The 16,825-nt window shown below is 75.0% G+C and carries 13 protein-coding genes; 5 read left to right on the top strand and 8 right to left on the bottom strand.

Features of this window, described 5'->3' with window-relative positions; genetic code table 11:
* Positions 1–51: 51 nt before the first annotated feature.
* The 3 genes from paaB to OG689_RS10200 form a co-directional block, all read right to left on the bottom strand.
* Positions 52–345: a 1,2-phenylacetyl-CoA epoxidase subunit PaaB gene (paaB, locus tag OG689_RS10190; protein ID WP_191287859.1), complete on the bottom strand. Its 294-nt coding sequence runs from the start codon at positions 343–345 to the stop codon at positions 52–54.
* Positions 342–1,394: a 1,2-phenylacetyl-CoA epoxidase subunit PaaA gene (gene paaA / locus OG689_RS10195; RefSeq protein ID WP_266327003.1), complete on the bottom strand. Its 1,053-nt coding sequence runs from the start codon at positions 1,392–1,394 to the stop codon at positions 342–344. The genes paaB and paaA overlap by 4 nt, the downstream gene beginning before the upstream one ends.
* Positions 1,395–1,748: 354 nt before the next feature.
* The gene (locus OG689_RS10200) at positions 1,749–3,374 is read right to left on the bottom strand and encodes a M20 family metallopeptidase (RefSeq protein WP_266319541.1); all 1,626 of its coding nucleotides are present in this window, start codon (positions 3,372–3,374) and stop codon (positions 1,749–1,751) included.
* Positions 3,375–4,285: 911 nt separating this feature from the next.
* On the opposite strand from OG689_RS10200, the gene OG689_RS10205 reads away from it, so the two are divergent.
* The 4 genes from OG689_RS10205 (at position 4,286) to OG689_RS10220 (ending at position 7,587) form a co-directional block, all read left to right on the top strand.
* Positions 4,286–4,588: a GNAT family N-acetyltransferase gene (locus tag OG689_RS10205; protein WP_266319542.1), complete on the top strand. Its 303-nt coding sequence runs from the start codon at positions 4,286–4,288 to the stop codon at positions 4,586–4,588.
* A 290-nt stretch (positions 4,589–4,878) separates the two neighbouring features.
* The gene (locus tag OG689_RS10210) at positions 4,879–5,904 is read left to right on the top strand and encodes an aldo/keto reductase (RefSeq protein ID WP_266319543.1); all 1,026 of its coding nucleotides are present in this window, start codon (positions 4,879–4,881) and stop codon (positions 5,902–5,904) included.
* Between the two features lie 70 nt (positions 5,905–5,974).
* On the top strand, positions 5,975–6,562 hold the full coding sequence (locus OG689_RS10215) for a TetR family transcriptional regulator (protein ID WP_266319544.1): 588 nt from the start codon (positions 5,975–5,977) through the stop codon (positions 6,560–6,562).
* Between the two features lie 116 nt (positions 6,563–6,678).
* Complete coding sequence (locus tag OG689_RS10220; RefSeq protein WP_266319545.1) at positions 6,679–7,587, top strand: ADP-ribosylglycohydrolase family protein; 909 nt, start codon at positions 6,679–6,681, stop codon at positions 7,585–7,587.
* A gap of 108 nt (positions 7,588–7,695) precedes the next feature.
* Here OG689_RS10220 and OG689_RS10225 read toward each other — a convergent pair whose 3' ends face one another.
* A complete protein-coding gene (locus tag OG689_RS10225) occupies positions 7,696–7,962 on the bottom strand; it encodes a GlsB/YeaQ/YmgE family stress response membrane protein (protein ID WP_266319546.1) in 267 nt (88 codons plus the stop codon).
* Positions 7,963–8,291: 329 nt separating this feature from the next.
* On the opposite strand from OG689_RS10225, the gene OG689_RS10230 reads away from it, so the two are divergent.
* Positions 8,292–9,140, top strand: coding sequence for an SAM-dependent methyltransferase (locus OG689_RS10230; RefSeq protein ID WP_266319548.1), 849 nt, complete (start codon positions 8,292–8,294; stop codon positions 9,138–9,140).
* Between the two features lie 71 nt (positions 9,141–9,211).
* On the opposite strand, the gene OG689_RS10235 is transcribed toward OG689_RS10230, so the two are convergent.
* The 4 genes from OG689_RS10235 to OG689_RS10250 all read right to left on the bottom strand — a co-directional run bounded on the left by OG689_RS10235 (position 9,212) and on the right by OG689_RS10250 (position 16,785).
* Entirely contained in the window at positions 9,212–12,127 is a 2,916-nt protein-coding gene (locus OG689_RS10235; protein WP_266327005.1) for a poly(A) polymerase, read from the bottom strand.
* A complete protein-coding gene (locus OG689_RS10240; protein ID WP_266319550.1) occupies positions 12,127–13,872 on the bottom strand; it encodes an RNA ligase family protein in 1,746 nt (581 codons plus the stop codon). Before OG689_RS10240 ends, OG689_RS10235 begins: the two co-directional genes overlap by 1 nt.
* A 137-nt stretch (positions 13,873–14,009) precedes the next feature.
* A complete protein-coding gene (locus OG689_RS10245; RefSeq protein WP_266327007.1) occupies positions 14,010–15,470 on the bottom strand; it encodes an NCS1 family nucleobase:cation symporter-1 in 1,461 nt (486 codons plus the stop codon).
* A gap of 304 nt (positions 15,471–15,774) precedes the next feature.
* Positions 15,775–16,785 (bottom strand): TIGR03842 family LLM class F420-dependent oxidoreductase, encoded by a 1,011-nt coding sequence (locus OG689_RS10250; RefSeq protein WP_266319551.1) that lies wholly within the window; start codon positions 16,783–16,785, stop codon positions 15,775–15,777.
* Positions 16,786–16,825: the final 40 nt, after the last annotated feature.

The following is a 16,825-nucleotide window of genomic DNA, read 5'->3' on the forward strand; positions in this document are numbered from 1 at the left end:
ACTGTGTCCACTTCCGTCTCGCGCTTTCCGCTCCCGCCGGTACCGCCCGCCTCAGATGTGCGGGACGTCCTCGGGGATGTCGTAGAAGGTCGGGTGGCGGTAGACCTTGTCGCCGCCGGGGACGAAGAACGGGTCCTGCTCGTCCGGGGCGGAGGCGGTGATCGCGTCCGAGCGGACCACCCAGAGGCTGACGCCCTCGTTGCGGCGGGTGTACAGGTCGCGGGCGGACAGCAGGGCCATCCGGTCGTCGGACGCGTGCAGCGAGCCGACGTGGACGTGGTTCAGGCCCCGCCTGGGCCGGACGAACACCTCGTACAGCGGCCAGCCGGCCCGGATCCCGTTCATCGCTGCTCCTCCGTGCTGGTCGGTGCTTCTCCGTGCTCGTCGGCGGACCGCGCCGCCGGGTGCTGCTCCGCGCCGGCCGGCCCGGTCTCCGGGGCGGCCTCGGCCCGGCGCTTCGCCGCGTAGGCGAGGGCCGCCTCGCGGACCCAGGCGCCGTCCTCGTGGGCCTGGCGCCGCCGGTCCACGCGCTGGGTGTTGCAGGGGCCGTCGCCCTGGATCACCCGCTTGAGCTCGGACCAGTCGGGCTCGCCGAAGTCCCAGCTGCCGCGCTCCTCGTTCCAGCTCAGCGCCGGGTCGGGGAAGGTGACGCCGAGGTGCTCGGCCTGCGGTACGGACATGTCGACAAAGCGCTGGCGCAGCTCGTCGTTGGTGTGCCGCTTGATCCGCCAGGCCATCGAACGGCCGGTGTTCGGCGAGTCCCCGTCCGGCGGGCCGAACATCATCAGGGACGGCCACCACCAGCGGTCCACCGCGTCCTGCACCATCCGGCGCTGACCCTCGGTGCCGCGCATCATCGTCATCAGCAGCTCGTAGCCCTGCCGCTGGTGGAAGGACTCCTCCTTGCAGATCCGCACCATCGCCCGGGCGTACGGCCCGTACGAGCACCGGCAGAGCGGCACCTGGTTGCAGATCGCGGCGCCGTCCACCAGCCAGCCGATCACCCCGACGTCGGCGAAGGTCAGCGTGGGGTAGTTGAAGATCGAGGAGTACTTCTGCCGGCCCGAGATCAGCTTCTCGGTCAGTTCGGCCCGGTCCACACCCAGCGTCTCGGCGGCGGCGTAGAGATAGAGCCCGTGGCCCGCCTCGTCCTGGGCCTTGGCCAGCAGGATCGCCTTGCGGCGCAGCGAGGGCGCCCGGGTGAGCCAGTTGCCCTCCGGCTGCATGCCGATGATCTCCGAGTGCGCGTGCTGGGCGATCTGGCGGACCAGGGTCGCGCGGTAGGCGTCGGGCATCCAGTCGCGGGGCTCGATCCGCTGCTCGGCGGCGATCACCGCCTCGAACCGCTCCACCTGCACCGGCTCGGCCACTTCTGCTGTCACCACGGCTCCCATCTCGGTCGCGCCACCCCGGGCGGTCCGGCACGGCGGCCGGACCTTGGCGATCATCCCGACTGACCGTTCGGTCGGTTCCATTGTGCGGGCTGGGCACCGCCCTGACAAGGCTTGCGCGGCGGGGCGTGGCGAGCGGCGGCGAGGGTTGACCCGCCCGGGCCCGCGCCGGGCCGTCGACGGGCGCCCGGCCGAGCCCGCGCGGGGTGGGGAGGGGCGGGGAGGGGCGGGGAGGGCGGGAACGGGACCGGGGGTGGCCCCGCCGTCCGGGGTTCGCGCTTCCGGACGGCGGGGCCACCCCCGGGGCCTGCCCTTGGACCAGCCCTTGGGCCCAGCCCTGGGAGCCAGCCCTTGGGCCTAGCCCTTGGGACGCTCGCGCAGTCGTGGCAGCGGGACGGCCAGCAGGGCGGCCAGCAGGGCGATCCGGGGTGCCAGCTGGTCCACCCGGATGTGCTCGTGCCGGGCGTGCGGGCCCGCGCCGACCGCGCCCAGGCCGTCCAGGGTCGGCAGGCCGCGCGCGCCCGCGATGTTGGTGTCACCCGCGCCACCGGCCGGTGCGCCGTCCACCTGCTGGCCGAGCGCCGCCGCCAGCGAACGGACGTGGCGCAGCAGCGGGTTGCCCGAACGCTCGGGCCAGGCCGGACGGCTGGACAGCACCTCCGTCCGCACCCGGGCGCCGGGCCGCAGGGCGGTCAACTGGGCGAGGTGGTCGAGCGTGCGGCGCTGGGCCTCGGGGGTCGCGAAGCGCAGACCGAGTTCGGCCTCCGCCCGGCCCGCGATCACGTTGGCCCGCGATCCGCCGCTGATCCGGCCGGTGTTCAGCTCGGTGCCGGGCTGGCAGGCCAACCCGCGGACCGCGACCAGCTGGTCGACGAGCTCGTCCACCGCCGAGGTGCCCTCGGCGGCGTCGAGACCCGCGTGCGCCTCCCGCCCGGTGACCGTCAGCAGTACCCGGGTACTGCCCCGCCGGGCGGTCTTCAGCCGACCGTCCGGATGTGGCGGCTCCAGCCCCAGGACCGCAGCCGCGCCCGGGAGTTGACGTTCGACCAGGCGCCTTCCGTCCGGACTGCCGACCTCCTCGTCGGAGACCACCACCAGCCGCACCGGGCGGTGCGGACGCTGGCCCAGGTCGGCGAGCAGCGCGAAGGCACCCTCCAGGAGGGCGAGTCCGGCCTTCATGTCGAGCACGCCGGGGCCGCTGAGCAGGCCGTCCTGCTCGGTGACCGGCCAGTCGGCCAGCGTCCCGGCCGGCCAGACGGTGTCGTGGTGGCCGACCACCAACAGGTGGGCCAGGCTTTCGTCCTCCCCCGCCCAGGTCAGCACCAGGTGGTCACCGGCCGGGCCGGGTTCGCGGCGGGCCACCGCGCCGGTGGCCTCGAAGCCCGCCACCAGCTCCTCGGCCAACGCGTCCAGCCGGGGCGCGTCACCACTCGGCGATTCCATCCGGGCCAGGTCCGCGCACCGGCGCCGGACGGCGCCGGCGAGCGTACGGGCCCGCGAACTCAGCGCCCGCGGCAGGCCGGGCAGTGCGGCGGTGGCCACCACCTGACCGTCCGCCTCACCCTGGGTGGCGAACGCGGCGGCGGACGTGGAAGCGCCGGGGGCGGTGGTGCCGGGGGCGGACGGAAGCGGGGCGGGAGGAGGCGGCGCGGAGGTGACGGTGAGGGCCGCCGTGGGGCGCGCCACTGCGGGAGAAGCCCCGGTGGTGGCCGGCTTCGCCGGGGCGGACGCGACGAGCGGGACGGACGTGACAGGCGGGGCCGACTTGACGAGCGGGGCTGATGCGAGGGGCGGGGCCGACTTGACGGAGGGGGCCGACGCGGCCGCCGTGGCGGTGGTGGAGACCGTGGCGACCGCGCGGGCGCCGGCCGCCGCCACGGGCGGCACCGGCAGCGCGGGGGACGACGCGACGACGGCGAGCGGGACGACCGGGGTGAGCGGGACGACCGGGGCGGCCGGCGGCCTGACCGCGTGGGGGCTCAACGCACGCCTCCCCGACCGCCGCCGGTACTCGACGGCCGGCCCGGCGCGCCCTGCCCGGCGCACGAACCGAACCGTCCGGAAGAACTGCCGCCGGCGACGGGTACCGGTGGTCGGGGCGTCCGGGCCGTCCTGGACGGCCGGGATGTGGTGGAACGGCTGGGCGGCATGACTGGCAACATTGCGTCCTCCTCGCTCGATCCGGTGACCCCGGTCCGATCCGGCGCCCCCGTGTACGGCGGCTTCGGTGCGACGGCGCAGTGGCGGCACCGCCGCAGGGGTAGCCGAGACGTGAGCCTAGAAGAACCGTTCGGTTTCCTGCGAGGTGGCCCTGCTCCCAGCACGCCGGTTCCGGACCCTGCCTCGGACGCCCGCCGGAGGATCGGCGCAGGGCGCACGGCGCGCGGGCCTGGATCGACGCGCGAGCGCGGTCGCCGGATCGCGCCCATCTCCACCATGGACCTCGCGTCGCGGATCGGCAGCGCAAACGGCCCGGGCACGCCCGATCCACGCCGGATGGGTGACACGAGGTCAGCGTCCGGTACGAGACGGAGTCCCGAACCGGCAGTGCCGGCCACGGGAGTTGTGCGCCCGGGGCGACCGTCTGGGGCGGGCGCCGACGGGTGGCGGACCGAGCCGCCGGCACCGCTCCGACGAGGCCCGGACAAGGCACCGGCAAGGCGCGGACAGGGCGGGGACAAGGCGCGGACAAGGCGCTGACAAGAGCTGGAGCCGACGGCGCAAGGGCCGCGCAGGGCAGCTCCGGTGGTGGTGGCGGGAGGGCCGTGAGGGGGTGACCGGGCCGCCGGGGCGGGCGAGCCTGCGACCCGGCCGGCGAGGGCGACTCGAAGATGGCCGGGGGCCGACCCCGGTTCCGGATCGAGTCCGAGCAGATCCGAGCAGAGGAGTACGGGATGGCAGTCGCGATCCGCGACAACGTGGAGCAGAGCAGGTTCGAGGCCTGGGCGGGGGACGCGCTCGCCGGCTTCGCCGAGTACATCCGCAACGACCGGCTGGTGGTGTACCCGCACACGGTGGTCGAGCCCGCCTTCGAAGGTCAGGGGGTGGGCGGTGCACTGGCCAGGGCCGCCCTGGACGACGCCCGGGCGCGGGGGCTGCCCGTGCTCGCCACCTGCCCGTTCATCAAGGCATGGATGCTCCGGCACCCCGAGTACGTCGAGCTGGCGTACGAGAGCGGGAGCCGGGTGACCGACTGAACGGTCGGACGCGGGGTGGCGGTGGAGGCGCAAGGGCGACGGGGGCGCAGTGGCGGCCGGGGCGGCCGGGGCGGCCGGGGCGGCCGGGGCGGCCGGGGCGGACGGGCACCGGCAGGTCCAGCCGGCGTCAGGAGATGACCGATAACCGATCACGGATGACGGACGACAGGTATGCGATGACGGATATCGGATGACAGATATTGAAATCTGTCATCCGATACGCCATAGTTGACATCGGTCGGCCCCGACCTCTCGTGACCATCCCGCTCCACCCACCGCAAGGACCTCTCATGGCCTCCGCATCCCCCTCCCACCTCCACGGCGCCACCCGCACCCTTGGCACTACCGGCCCCACCACCTCCGTTCTCGGCCTCGGCTGCATGGGCATGTCCGACCTCTACGGCCCGGCCGACGAGGCCGAGAGCATCGCCACCGTGCACGCCGCCCTCGACGCGGGCGTCACCCTGCTCGACACGGGTGACTTCTACGGCATGGGTCACAACGAGCTGCTCATCCACGAGGCACTGCGCGGACGCGACCGCGACGCCGTGCAGATCAGCGTGAAGTTCGGCGCGCAGCGCGGCCCGGACGGCAGCTGGCTCGGCTACGACGCGAGCCCGGCAGCCACCAAGACCGCGCTCGCCTACACCCTGCGCCGCCTGCGCACCGACCACATCGACATCTACCGCCCCGCCCGCCTGGACCCGCGCGTCCCCGTGGAGGAGACCGTCGGCGCGATCGCCGAGCTGGTGACGGCCGGCTACGTCCGGCACATCGGGCTCTCCGAGGTTGGCGCCGAGACCCTGCGCCGGGCCGCGGCCGTGCACCCCGTCAGCGACCTGCAGATCGAGTACTCCCTGCTGTCGCGGTCGATCGAGGCCGAGATCCTGCCGACCGCCCGCGAGCTCGGCATCGGCGTCACCGCCTACGGTGTGCTCTCCCGCGGCCTGCTCAGCGGCCACTGGAAGGACACCCGCGACCTGCCCGGCACGGACTTCCGCGGCTTCAGCCCGCGCTTCCAGGGCGAGAACCTGACCCACAACCTGCAGCTGGTCGACGCACTGCGGGAGATCGCGGACGCCAAGGGCGTCAGCGTGGCGCAGGTCGCCATCGCCTGGGTCGCCTCGCGGGGCGAGGACATCGTCCCGCTGGTCGGCGCCCGCCGCCGGGACCGCCTCGCCGAGGCCCTCGGCTCGCTGGACGTCACGCTCGACGCGGCCGAGCTGGCCGCCGTCGAAGCCGCCGTCCCGGCCGGGTCCGCCGCCGGGGACAGGTACGCTGCGGCTCAGATGGCCCACCTCGACAGCGAGCAGTGACCACCAGCGCCGGCGACCGCCGGCGGGCCGGCGCGGCACGCCGTATCACCCCGTAAGGACGTACCTCCCCGTGACCACGGACAACGCACTCACTCCCGAGCAGATCCTGAGCGCGGCGGAGGACGTCCTCCGGCGGTTCGGCCCGGCGAAGGCCACGGTCGTGGACATCGCCCGCGCGCTGGGCGTCAGCCACGGGAGCGTGTACCGCCACTTCCCCAGCAAGGCGGCGCTGCGCGAGTCCGTGACCCAGCGCTGGCTGGACCAGGCGCACGACCAGCTGGCCACCATCACCGTCGAGCGCGGTCCGGCCGTCGAGCGCCTGCACCGCTGGCTGGCGACGCTCTTCGCCGCGAAGCGCAAGAAGGCGCTGGACGACCCCGAGCTGTTCGCCACCTACATGACCCTGGTCGGCGAGGCCAGCCACACCGTCGAGGCGCACATCGAGACGCTCACCGGCCAGATCGCCGAGATCCTCCAGGACGGCATCCACCAGGGGGCGTTCACCCCGTCCCACGCCGGGAACGCCGCCCGGGCGGTGTTCCACGCGACCGCGCGATTCCACGACCCCGAGTACGCGGGACAGTGGTCCGCCCCGAAGGTCGAGGAGGACTTCGAGGCCGTCTGGTCGCTCCTGCTCAACGGCCTGCGCTCGCACTGAGCGGACGGTTCCACCCCGGGCGGCGCCGCGCGCCGCCCGGCACAAAAGCGCTCGCGGGTACCGGCTCCGCGGCGGCAGACTGGCCCGCACCCGTCCACCCCCCTCAGGAGGGAACCATGCGCGCGCCCGTCCCGGCTCTCGACAGTCTGCAGGGCCTCGCCCTCGGCGACGCCTTCGGCGACCGTTGGTTCTCCGTCCCGGCCGACCAAGCGGAGCCCGAACTCGCCACCCGGATGCCGCGCAAGGCGCCGTGGCACTGGACGGACGACACCGCGATGGCCCTGGTGCTGATCCGGCATCTGATCGACCACGGCGCCGTGCGGCAGGACGAGTTGGCGCGCGGCTTCGCCGCGGAGTACACCGCCGGGTACGGGCGTAAGTACGGCCCTTCGATGCACCAGGTGCTGCGGGCGGTCCAGGAGGGCGCCGACTGGCGGGTGGTCACCTCGGGGATGTTCGGCGGCCAGGGATCGTACGGCAACGGCGCGGCGATGCGGGTGGCCCCGCTCGGCGCCTGGTTCGCCGAGGACCTCGATCTGGTCGCGGAGCAGGCCGAACTGCAGGCGCTCACCACGCATTTCCATCCCGAGGCGACGGCCGGGGCGGTGGCGGTCGCGCTGGCGGCGGCGCTCGCCGCCCGCAGCCGGGGCCAGGAGGCGCCCGGGCGGGCCGAGTTGCTGTCGGAGGTCGCCGACCGGCTGCCCGACAGCGACGTGCGTTCCGGACTGCGGGTGGCCGCCCGGCTGGCGGACGGGACGTCGGTCCGGCATGCCGCCGTGGTGCTCGGATCGGGCTCGCTGATCTCGGCGCCCGACACCGTGCCGTTCGCCCTCTGGGCGGCCGCCGGGCGGCTGGACTCACTGCCCGAGGCGATCTGGCACACTCTGGCGGGCTGGGGGGACATGGACACCACCTGCGCCGTCGCGGCCGGTGTGGTCGCCGCCCGGACGGGCCTGGCCGAGGTGCCGGCGCCCTGGCTGGCGGCCCGGGAGGACCTGCCGGGCTGGGTCACGGCCGAGGTCTGACGCGTCGACGCCCGGCACCCGAAGGCCGGGTGCCGGGCGTCCGCGGTGGCGCCGCCGAGGGCCGGGCGCCGAGGGGCTCGTCCCTCGGGGCCCGGCCCTCGGCACCGTTCAGCGGCGGGAGTTGCCGAAGAAGATCCGGTAGAGGATCAGCAGCACCAGCGCGCCGCCGATCGCCGAGACCCAGGTGGTCAGGTCGAAGAACTGGGCCGAGACCGGCCGGTCGAAGACCCGGGAGGAGATCCAGCCGCCGACGAAGGAGCCGGCCACCCCGATCAGCGTGGTGACCACCAGCCCGCCCGGGTCGCGGCCCGGCAGCAGGAATTTGGCGATGGCTCCGGCCACCAGCCCCAGGACTATCCACGCGACAAAGCCCATGACGTCTACCTGCCCTCCACTGCTCGGCCCGCCTCGGGCCGGCCTGCCGGGTAGGACGCCGGCGACGGGGTGGGCGGTTCCAGCACCTGCCCGCACCGGACCGGCGCGGCCGGCCCCCGGGCCGCGGGCGGCCCCCCGGCCGGCGGTCCGGCGGAACGGCAGCGCACGACGGTCGGCGGGTACGGCTGTCCGGCTGTCCGGCGGCGGAACGGCAGCAGTACGGCGGCGGTCGACCCGGCCGTCAGGCCCTCGGACGATCGTCCGAACGCCTAGGCTGTGCGCGGACGGAGCAGCGCGGGACCGGTCGGCGGAGCCGGCCGGGACTGCCGATGAAGGCGGAGGTCGTCGTGGGGGAGCAGAACAGCGTCCGGCAGCAGGAGGTCGCAACCTCTGCGGATCTGCGGCCCGACATACCGCACCCCGCCCGGATGTACGACTACTACCTCGGCGGGAAGGACAACTTCCCCGCCGACCGCGAGGCGGCCGAGCGGGCCCTGGCGGCGAACCCGGAGTTCCGGTCCACCGCGCGGGCCAACCGCGGCTTCCTGCAGCGCGCGGTGCGCCATGTCACGCAGCAGGGTGTGGACCAGTTCCTGGACATCGGCACCGGCATCCCGACCGCCGGCAACACCCACGAAATCGCCCAGCAGGTCGATCCGCAGGCCCGCGTGGTGTACGTCGACAACGACCCGATCGTGCTGACCCACGCCCGCGCGCTGATGGCGGGCATGGGCCGGGGCCGCACCGACGTCCTGCAGGCCGACCTGCGCGACCCGGCCGGGATCCTGGCGGCCACGCAGGTGCGCGAACTGCTGGACCTCGACCGGCCGGTGGCGCTGGTGCTGGCGGCGGTCCTGCACTTCCTCCCCGAGGAGGACGAGCCCTACCGGATCGTCGAGGAGCTGCTGGCGGCGCTGGCGCCGGGCAGCTACCTGGTGCTCTCGCACGGCACGGCGGACTTCATCCCGCCGGAGATCCGCGACCGGGTGACGGGCGTCTACACCAAGGCCACGGCGCCGCTGGTGGGCCGCTCGCGGGCGGAGGTCCGGCAGTTCTTCGACGGGCTGGAGCTGCTGGAGCCGGGTGTGGTGACCGTCCCGCTCTGGCGCCCGGAGGCGGCGCCGGCCCAGGGCGCGGACCGGGTGAGCATGTACGGCGCGTTGGCCCGCAAGGGCTGACCTCGGACGCGGGGCCGGGCCGGCCGGGCGCCGCCCGGCAGACTCCTCGCCCGGCCCGGCCCGGGCAAGAGTCAGCGCAGGGTCGGCACCGCTCCCCCGGGCACCTGCTCCAGGGTGGTGCCGGGCAGGCCCCGGCCCCACCGTTCGGCGATCGCGGTGATGCGGGCGGCGTCCGGCGGGGTTCGGCCCAGGCCGATCGCGTACCGGACCCCCGCCGGGCCGCTCTCGAACGGGCGCGGCCAGGCGTGCGCGTCCCCCGCGCCGGCCTCCTCCAAGGCGGCGAGCAGCGCCCGGACCCGGCCGCGGACCCGGCCCAGGACGTCCTCGAACTCCTCGGCACCGCCCGGCCGTACGGTCAGCACCGCCCAGGCCGCGTGCCGGCGGTGCAGCGGTGGCGGCGACAGCAGCCGGGGCCACGGATCGGCGCCGGTCGCCGCCGCCGTCTCCAGGATCTCCCAGGCCCGGTAGAGCTCCTGGGTGAGCAGGTCCGCGCCGCCGGCGCCGACCTGGTCGGTGCAGCTGCGGACCGGGGCACTCGGGGTCAGCACGGTCACCGCGGCGGACGGCGGTGCGGTGCACGGCGGTACGGCGGACGGCGGTACGGCGGCGGGCCCGGCCGAGCCCGAGAGCGTGACGGGCTCCCGCCAGTCCCAGGCGGCCCAGGCGGCGAAGAACTCCCGCAGCAGCTCGCCCTCCGGGAGCGGGCCGGCCTCCCGAAGCGTGCGGGCCGCCAGCACGGTCCAGGCCAGGCCGGGCAGCATGCCGTGCGCCGCCGAGTCGAGGCCGCGCGCCTTCGCCCAGGCCTTCACCTGCCCGGCCAGCCGGGCGAAGGCGGGCTGGTCCTCCCCCACCGCGACCAGGACGGCGTAGGCGTCGCTCACCGCGCTCATCGCGATCGCGCCCGCCTCGCCCAGCTCCGCCCGGCGGGAGACGGCCTCGGACGGCGGGAGCCCACCGGTGCCGACCACCACCAGGTCGACGTCCAACTCGCCCACGCTCAGGCGTAGTCCGGGCACCCGGGCGCCGGTCACCTCCCGCAGCCGGCGCGCCTCGGGCAGCACGGCCCCGATTCGGGTCCGCACGTCCGCCAGGTCGACGGTGCCCGGCAGGGCGGCCACCAGGTCCAGGTCGGCGTGCTCGGGCGCGCAGCCCGTCCGCCGTGATCCGACCACCTGGACGATGCCGTCCCCCAGCGCCTCCATGACCCGACGGACGACCTGCTCCGCCGGCGTGCCCGGGACCCACACGGCCCCGGCCGGCCCGGGGTCGGGCGGCCGGACGGCGGGCCCGGCGTCGGGCAGCCGGCGCAGTTCGCCCGTCCCCAGCGCGACGGTGGCGCGCGGTCGCATCGGCTCGTCGCCCCGGCGGGAGAGCAGCACGACCTCCCCGACCCGGGCGGTCAGCGGGCCGAGCCCGGCCGCGCAGGCGGCCAGCACCGCCCGGGTGTCGGCGGCCCGGCCCAGGGTCAGGTGCGGGGTGAAGCCGGTGTCGCGGCCCCGACAGCGCGGGAACCGCCGTTCCAGGGCGTGCCGCAGCTCCGCCCAGGGCTCCGGGTCCTCGGCGGCCGGGTCGAGCCAGACGGTGCTGTCCTCCCGGTGCCGGAAGGTCCGCACCCCGGCCAGCCGGGCGCTGAACGGCGCCACGCCCGCCAGGGCGGCGGCGAGCAGCGGCGCGGCCTGCTCGAAGTCGGACTCGGGGACGAACCCGAAGAGCAGGTTGACGTGCGGCGGCCACCGGTCGACCTGCGGGTCGTGGGCGCGGCGGATCTCCTGGATCGCCGGCCACAGCTCCTCGGGCGGCAGCCAGGCCACGGCCGTCCGGGCGGTCGGCGCGAGGTCGAGCGCCTCGGCCGGTCCCGTCCCGGTGAGGTCGAGGTCGAGGTCGAGGTCCGCCTCGACGCCGTAGTGGTCGGAGGCGTACAGGCCGTCCGGGGAGGGCCGGTCACCGTGCAGGGCCGCCGTGACGGCGTGCGGCCGGCCCGGCCGCAGCAGGATCCGGTCCAGCCGGGAGGCCCGGCCGGACAGCGAGGAGACCGCGGCCAGCGGGTTGGCCACCGGGTCGAAGGTCGGCGTCCGGTCGCCGGGGCCGTGCACCTCCGTCCAGGCGTCGCGCAGTCCGAGGACGGCGGCCGGGCCGGCCGGGCCGTCGGACCCGTCGTTGAAGTCCCCCAGCAGGGCCAGGTCGCCGTCCACCCGGGACAGGCCTTCGGCGATCCGGGCCAGTTCGGCCTGCCGCCGGGCCGGGCCGTCCTCGGTGTGGTCGCTGGTCAGATGGGTGGCGGCGACGACCAGCGGCCCGGTCGCGGTCCGCACGGTGACGGCGGTGACGGCCTTGTGGGGGCCGAGCCGGTGGTAGCCGGCCTCCCGGACGGGCAGCCGGCTGAGCAGCAGCAGGCCGCTGTCCTCGACGTCGTCCGCGGCCGGGTCGGTGCCGAGGGTGTAGCCGGCCCGGACCCAGGGGGCCCGCATCAGCAGGGCGAGCAGCGGGGCCTCGACCTCCTGCAGCGCGATGACGTCGGCGTCCGCCTCCTCCAGGGCGGCCAGCAGCAGCGGGCGGCGGCGGGCGGTGTCGATGCGGTCGCCGTCGTAGCGGTCCCAGAGGGTGTTCCAGGTCAGCAGGCGCAGCCGGGACCCGGCGGGTGCGTGGGCCGGCGGTGTGTCGCCGACGGGGTGCCAGCCTCGCTCCCGGTCCCAGCCGTGGGCGGTCCGGGTGAGGAAGAACGGGGCGCGCAGGCGGCGCGGTTCGCTCACCCGGCCGGCCGGGGTGGAGTCGAGACGGTCCAGGCCGGTGGCGCGGTCCCAGACGAGTTCGCGGTCGGCCTCGACGAACAGCACCCGGTGCCAGGGGATGTCGCCGCCGGGGACGAAGGCGGGAAGCGGCACCCGCTTGGGTCCGGCGTCGCGCCGGGAGACCCCGAGCACGAACCGGGCGGGGTCGAACCGGGCGTCCCAGCACACCTGGTGGTAGATCTGCTCGCTGGTCCGCATCATCGCTCCCCGGTGGTGCGCAGGGTGCCGTCGGTGTCCTCGACGGTACCGCCGGCGCCGACGTACCAGGTGCGGTGCGCCTCCCCCGGGTAGGGCGGGCTGAAGCGGTGCAGCTGACCGGTGAGCACCTCGGGCGGCACCGGATGGTCCCGGACGGTGTTGCGGCGGGCCAGTTCGTCCTCGTCGACGAGCAGCACGGCGTGGGTGGTCAGGGCGTCCCGGCGCTGGGCGATCCGGTGCACCAGGGAGCGCTGGTGCTGGTTGAGGGAGGTGGCGTCCCAGACCACCGTCCGGCCGGCGGCCAGGGCGGTGTCGAGGCGGTCCAGGCCCTCGCGCAGCACGTCGCCGTTGGCCCGCTGGTCGGCCCGGGAGCCGCGGGCGGTGCGCAGCTCGTCCAGCGAGATCCGGGTGTCGACGCCGGTGAGGCGGGCCGCGAAGGCGCTCTTGCCGCTGCCGGCCGGGCCGGTCAGGTGCACCAGTCGGGGGAAGCTGCCGTCGCGCCAGCGCCAACTCGCCGCCACCGCCTCCTCGACGGTGCTGGTCCGCCCCTGCGCGTGGGTCTCGCGGGCCTGTGCCCAGCAGCGGTCGGCCGCGTCCGGGCCCAGGCCCGCCAGGGCCTCGCGCAGGCCTTGGCGCAGCGGCTCCAGCGGGGCCTGCGCCAGCAGGCCGGCCTCCTCGGCGTGCAGCGCGGACCATTCGACCTGCTCGCGTGCCTGGTCCGCCTCGGGGCCGGGCCGGCCGGCCAGGACGGCCGCGGCGACGGCGTGCAGGGTGCCCAGGTCGGCGGCGAGGGCGAGCCGGGCGAGGCCGCGGCGGCGCTCGTCGTCGGGGTACGGGCGGTGCGGTCCGGGGTGCAGCCCGACCAGGTCGGCGACCCGGCGGGCCGACGCCATCCCGAGCGGGGCCGCCAGCCGGGGTGCCAGGGCGGCCCGGTGGGTGTCGTGCAGGAGCGTCGCCAGGACACCGGCGAGGCGGGCGTCGCCCGAGCGGCCGAACACGTCGAGGCGGGCGCAGACGTCGGCCACCGCCGCCTCGACGGGTTCGGGGTCGCGGGCGGGCAGGCCGAGGGCGGCGAGCAGGGCCGCCGGGTCGGCGGTGGCGCCGGAGCGCACCGCCCAGAGCGCGGCGGCCGGGCCGAGGCCGTTCTCCACCACGGCGGCGTGCATCCAGTGGGTGTCGGTCCGCACATGCTGGGGGCGCACCCACTTGGCCACCCGCCGGCCGAACTCCGCCCGGTCGAAGCCCTCGACCGTCCGGACGACGTAGCCCTCCTGCCGTTCGGGGTCGAGCCGCAGGGCGCGCAGGGCCCGTTCGTCGAAGGTGCCGCGCCACAGCACGGGCGGGGCCGGCACGCCCAGCCCGCGCAGCAGGCGGACAGTGTCGTCCCAGTCGAGGCAGCGCGGGCCGTCCCAGACCGAGAAGCCGTAGAACCAGCTCTCCAGGGCGCGGTACGGGATCGAGTGCCGCGCGAACAGGTTCTCGCCGCAGATCCGCAGGCCGGGCGCGATCCGCGGGCCGATCCGGCCCTGGAGGGCCTTGACCCAGGTGCGGGAGGGGTGGTGGGCGGAGTCGAGGGACCTGGCGTGCAGGCCGTCGGGGTAGAGGGTGGTGTTCTCGCCGTCGAGCTTCTCGGTGACCACGACCTCGGCGCCGCGCAGGCCGGAGAGGTCACCGGTCCGCACGTCGTCCGCGGCCGCGCCCGGTGACCAGGGCAGATGTGGCGTACGGGGGTACTGCACGCGCATGATCCGCTCCCGGTGACGACGACTGGCCCCGGTCACTGTAGGAGTCCGCCCCGGGCGGATCCATCGAATAACCGGGGCCGGTCGGCCCGCTGACGTGCGGGCGCCGGGCCTGGCGGGGAGGAGCGTGCGGGGCGGGGTCAGCCTCCGGCGGTGCGCCGGACGCCGGAACCGAGCGCGGTGTGCAGCAGCAGCGCGGAGCCGAGGCCGACCGCCCAGCCGTAGTCGGCGAGCGGCTTGAGGAACGGGATCAGGCCGTCGGCGGGGAACGGGCCGCCGTACGAGCCGCCGACCGCGAGCAGGCCGCCGGTCAGCAGGACCGCGACGGCCCGCCAGTTCCAGCCGCCGGTGTACCAGTAGGCGCCGTACGGGCGGTAGAGGTCGGCGAGGTGGAGCCGGGTACGGCGGAGGATCCAGTAGTCGGCGATCAGGATGCCCGCGACGGTGCCGAGCAGTCCGCCGACCACGCCGAGCCAGGTGAAGATGTAGACGTGCGGGTCGGCGATCAGCTTCCAGGGGAAGATCACGATGCCGATCACGCCGGTGATCAGCGCCCCGGTACGGAAGTTGACCCAGCGCGGGAGCAGGTTGGCGAGGTCGTACGCGGGGCTGACCACGTTGGCGGCGATGTTCACCGACAGGGTGGCGACCAGCACGACCAGCAGGGCGAAGAGGGTGCCGGCCACGTTGTCCATCTTGGCGGCCAAGGCGATCGGGTCCCAGATCGGTTCGCCGTAGACGGCCTGCGAGCCGGAGGTGACGAGCACCGAGAGCAGGGCGAAGAGCGTCATGGTGGTGGGCAGGCCGAGGGCCTGGCCGCGGATCTGGGCCTTCTGGGAGCCGCCGAAGCGCGTGAAGTCGGGGATGTTCAGCGACAGCGTCGACCAGAAACCGATCATGCCCATCAGGGCGGGGAAGAAGACCTTCCAGAAGTCGCGGTCCCAGCCGAGCCTGGACGGCTGGTCGAGCAGCGGCCCGAACCCGCCCGCCTTGACGGTGATCCAGGCCAGCAGGGCGAGCGCGCCGACGATGACGAAGGGCGCGGCCCAGTTCTCGAAGCGGCGCAGGGCCTCCATCCCGCGGGCGATGACGGCCATCTCGATCACCCAGAAGATCAGGAACGACAGCCACTGCGTCCACGGGTGGCCGCCGATCTCCCCGGCGGTCTGCCAGCCTTCGCCGAGGAGCTTGCCGGCCAGCAGGAAGATGCCCTCGCCGCCGATCCAGGTCTGGATGCCGAACCAGGCGCAGGCGACGGCGGCCCGGATCATCGCCGGCAGATTGGCGCCGCGCAGCCCGAAGGAGGCCCGGGCGAAGACCGGGAACGGGATCCCGTACTTGGTGCCCGCGTGCCCGGTGAGGAGCATCGGTACCAGCACGATGACGTTCGCCAGGGCGATGGTCAGCACCGCCTGCTTCCAGTCCATGCCCAGCGCGACCAGGCCCGAGGCCAGCGTCCAGGACGGGATGTTGTGGGCCATGCCGACCCACAGGGCGAGGAAGTTGTAGGTGGTCCAGGTCCGCCTGGCGACGGGGACGGGCAGCAGGTCGTCGTTGGTGAAGCCGTTCGGCGGCACCACCACGGCGGGATCGAGCTCGATCCGGCCGTCCGGGTACGGGAGTTGGCCGGTCGCCGGCCTGCCGTCCGGGTTCGTGGAGGGATCGCCGCCGGGCCGGCCGGCCGCTATCTCGGTCACGGGCACCACCTGTCTCGGGTGTGGGGGGTCGGGAGGGGTTCGGGGGGGGGAGGCGGTACGGCCACCTGCCTGGCCGTGCCTGCGACCGCGCACGCCGGCACGGGGCCGGGCGCGGCGGTCACGGGTACGGGTACGGGTACGGGTTCAAGGGCAGGAGGCACCGGCGTGGGGGCACCGGCGCGCAGTCGTGCGGGTCACAAGTGCCCGGTCACAGCCGCGGGATGACGTCGCTGCCGTACGCGTCGATGGTCTGCTCGACCGCGTCGTGCATCGCGTAGACGGCGAACTGGTCGACGCCCAGGGCCCGCAGCCGCTCCAGCTTCTCCAGCTGGGCGGCGGCGGTGCCGATCAGACAGAAGCGGTCGACGATCTCGTCCGGGACGAACGCGGTGTCCGGGTTGCCGGCGCGGCCGTGGTGGCTGTAGTCGTAGCCCTGTCGGCCCTTGATGTAGTCGGTGAGCGCCTCCGGTACCAGCGACGAGTGCTCGCCGTAGTGGCCGACCAGGTCGGCGACGTGGTTGCCGACCATGCCGCCGAACCAGCGGCACTGCTCCCGGGCGTGCGCGAGCGCCTCGGGCGAGTCGTCGGCGGTCACGTAGGCGGGCGCGGCGACACAGATGGTGACGGTGGCGGGGTCGCGGCCGGCCTCGGCGGCGGCCGCCCGGACGGCCTTGATCATGTACTCGGTGAGGTAGGGGTCGGCGAGCTGCAGGATGAACCCGTCGGCCTGCTGCCCGGTGAGGGCCAGGGCCTTGGGACCGTACGCGCCCATCCAGATCGGCAGCGCGCCGTCGGTCACCCACGGCAGGTGCATCTCGGTGCCGTCGATCTCGACCGTGCGGCCCTCGGCGAGTTCCTTGATGGCGTGCATGGCCTGGGAGAGCCGGGCGAGGGTGGCGGGCTTGCGGCCGGCCACCCGCATCGCGGAGTCGCCGCGGCCGATGCCGCAGACGGTGCGGTTGCCGTACATGTCGTTGAGGGTGGCGAAGGTCGAGGCGGTCACCTCCCAGGTGCGGGTGGAGGGGTTGGTGACCATGGTGCCGACGCGCAGCCGTTGGGTGGCGGCGAGGATCCGGCTGTGGATGACGAAGGGTTCCTGCCACAGCACGACGGAGTCGAAGGTCCAGCCGTGGCTGAAGCCGGCCCGCTCGGCCCGGACCATCCGGTCGATCAGCAGGCTTGCGGGCGGGTCGGTCTGCAGGACGAGCCCGATGTCCATGAGGGTCCACCAATCCTGGGGTACGTGCGGCTTGCGCGCG

The organism is Kitasatospora sp. NBC_00240 (genome assembly GCF_026342405.1).
Classification (GTDB): domain Bacteria; phylum Actinomycetota; class Actinomycetes; order Streptomycetales; family Streptomycetaceae; genus Kitasatospora.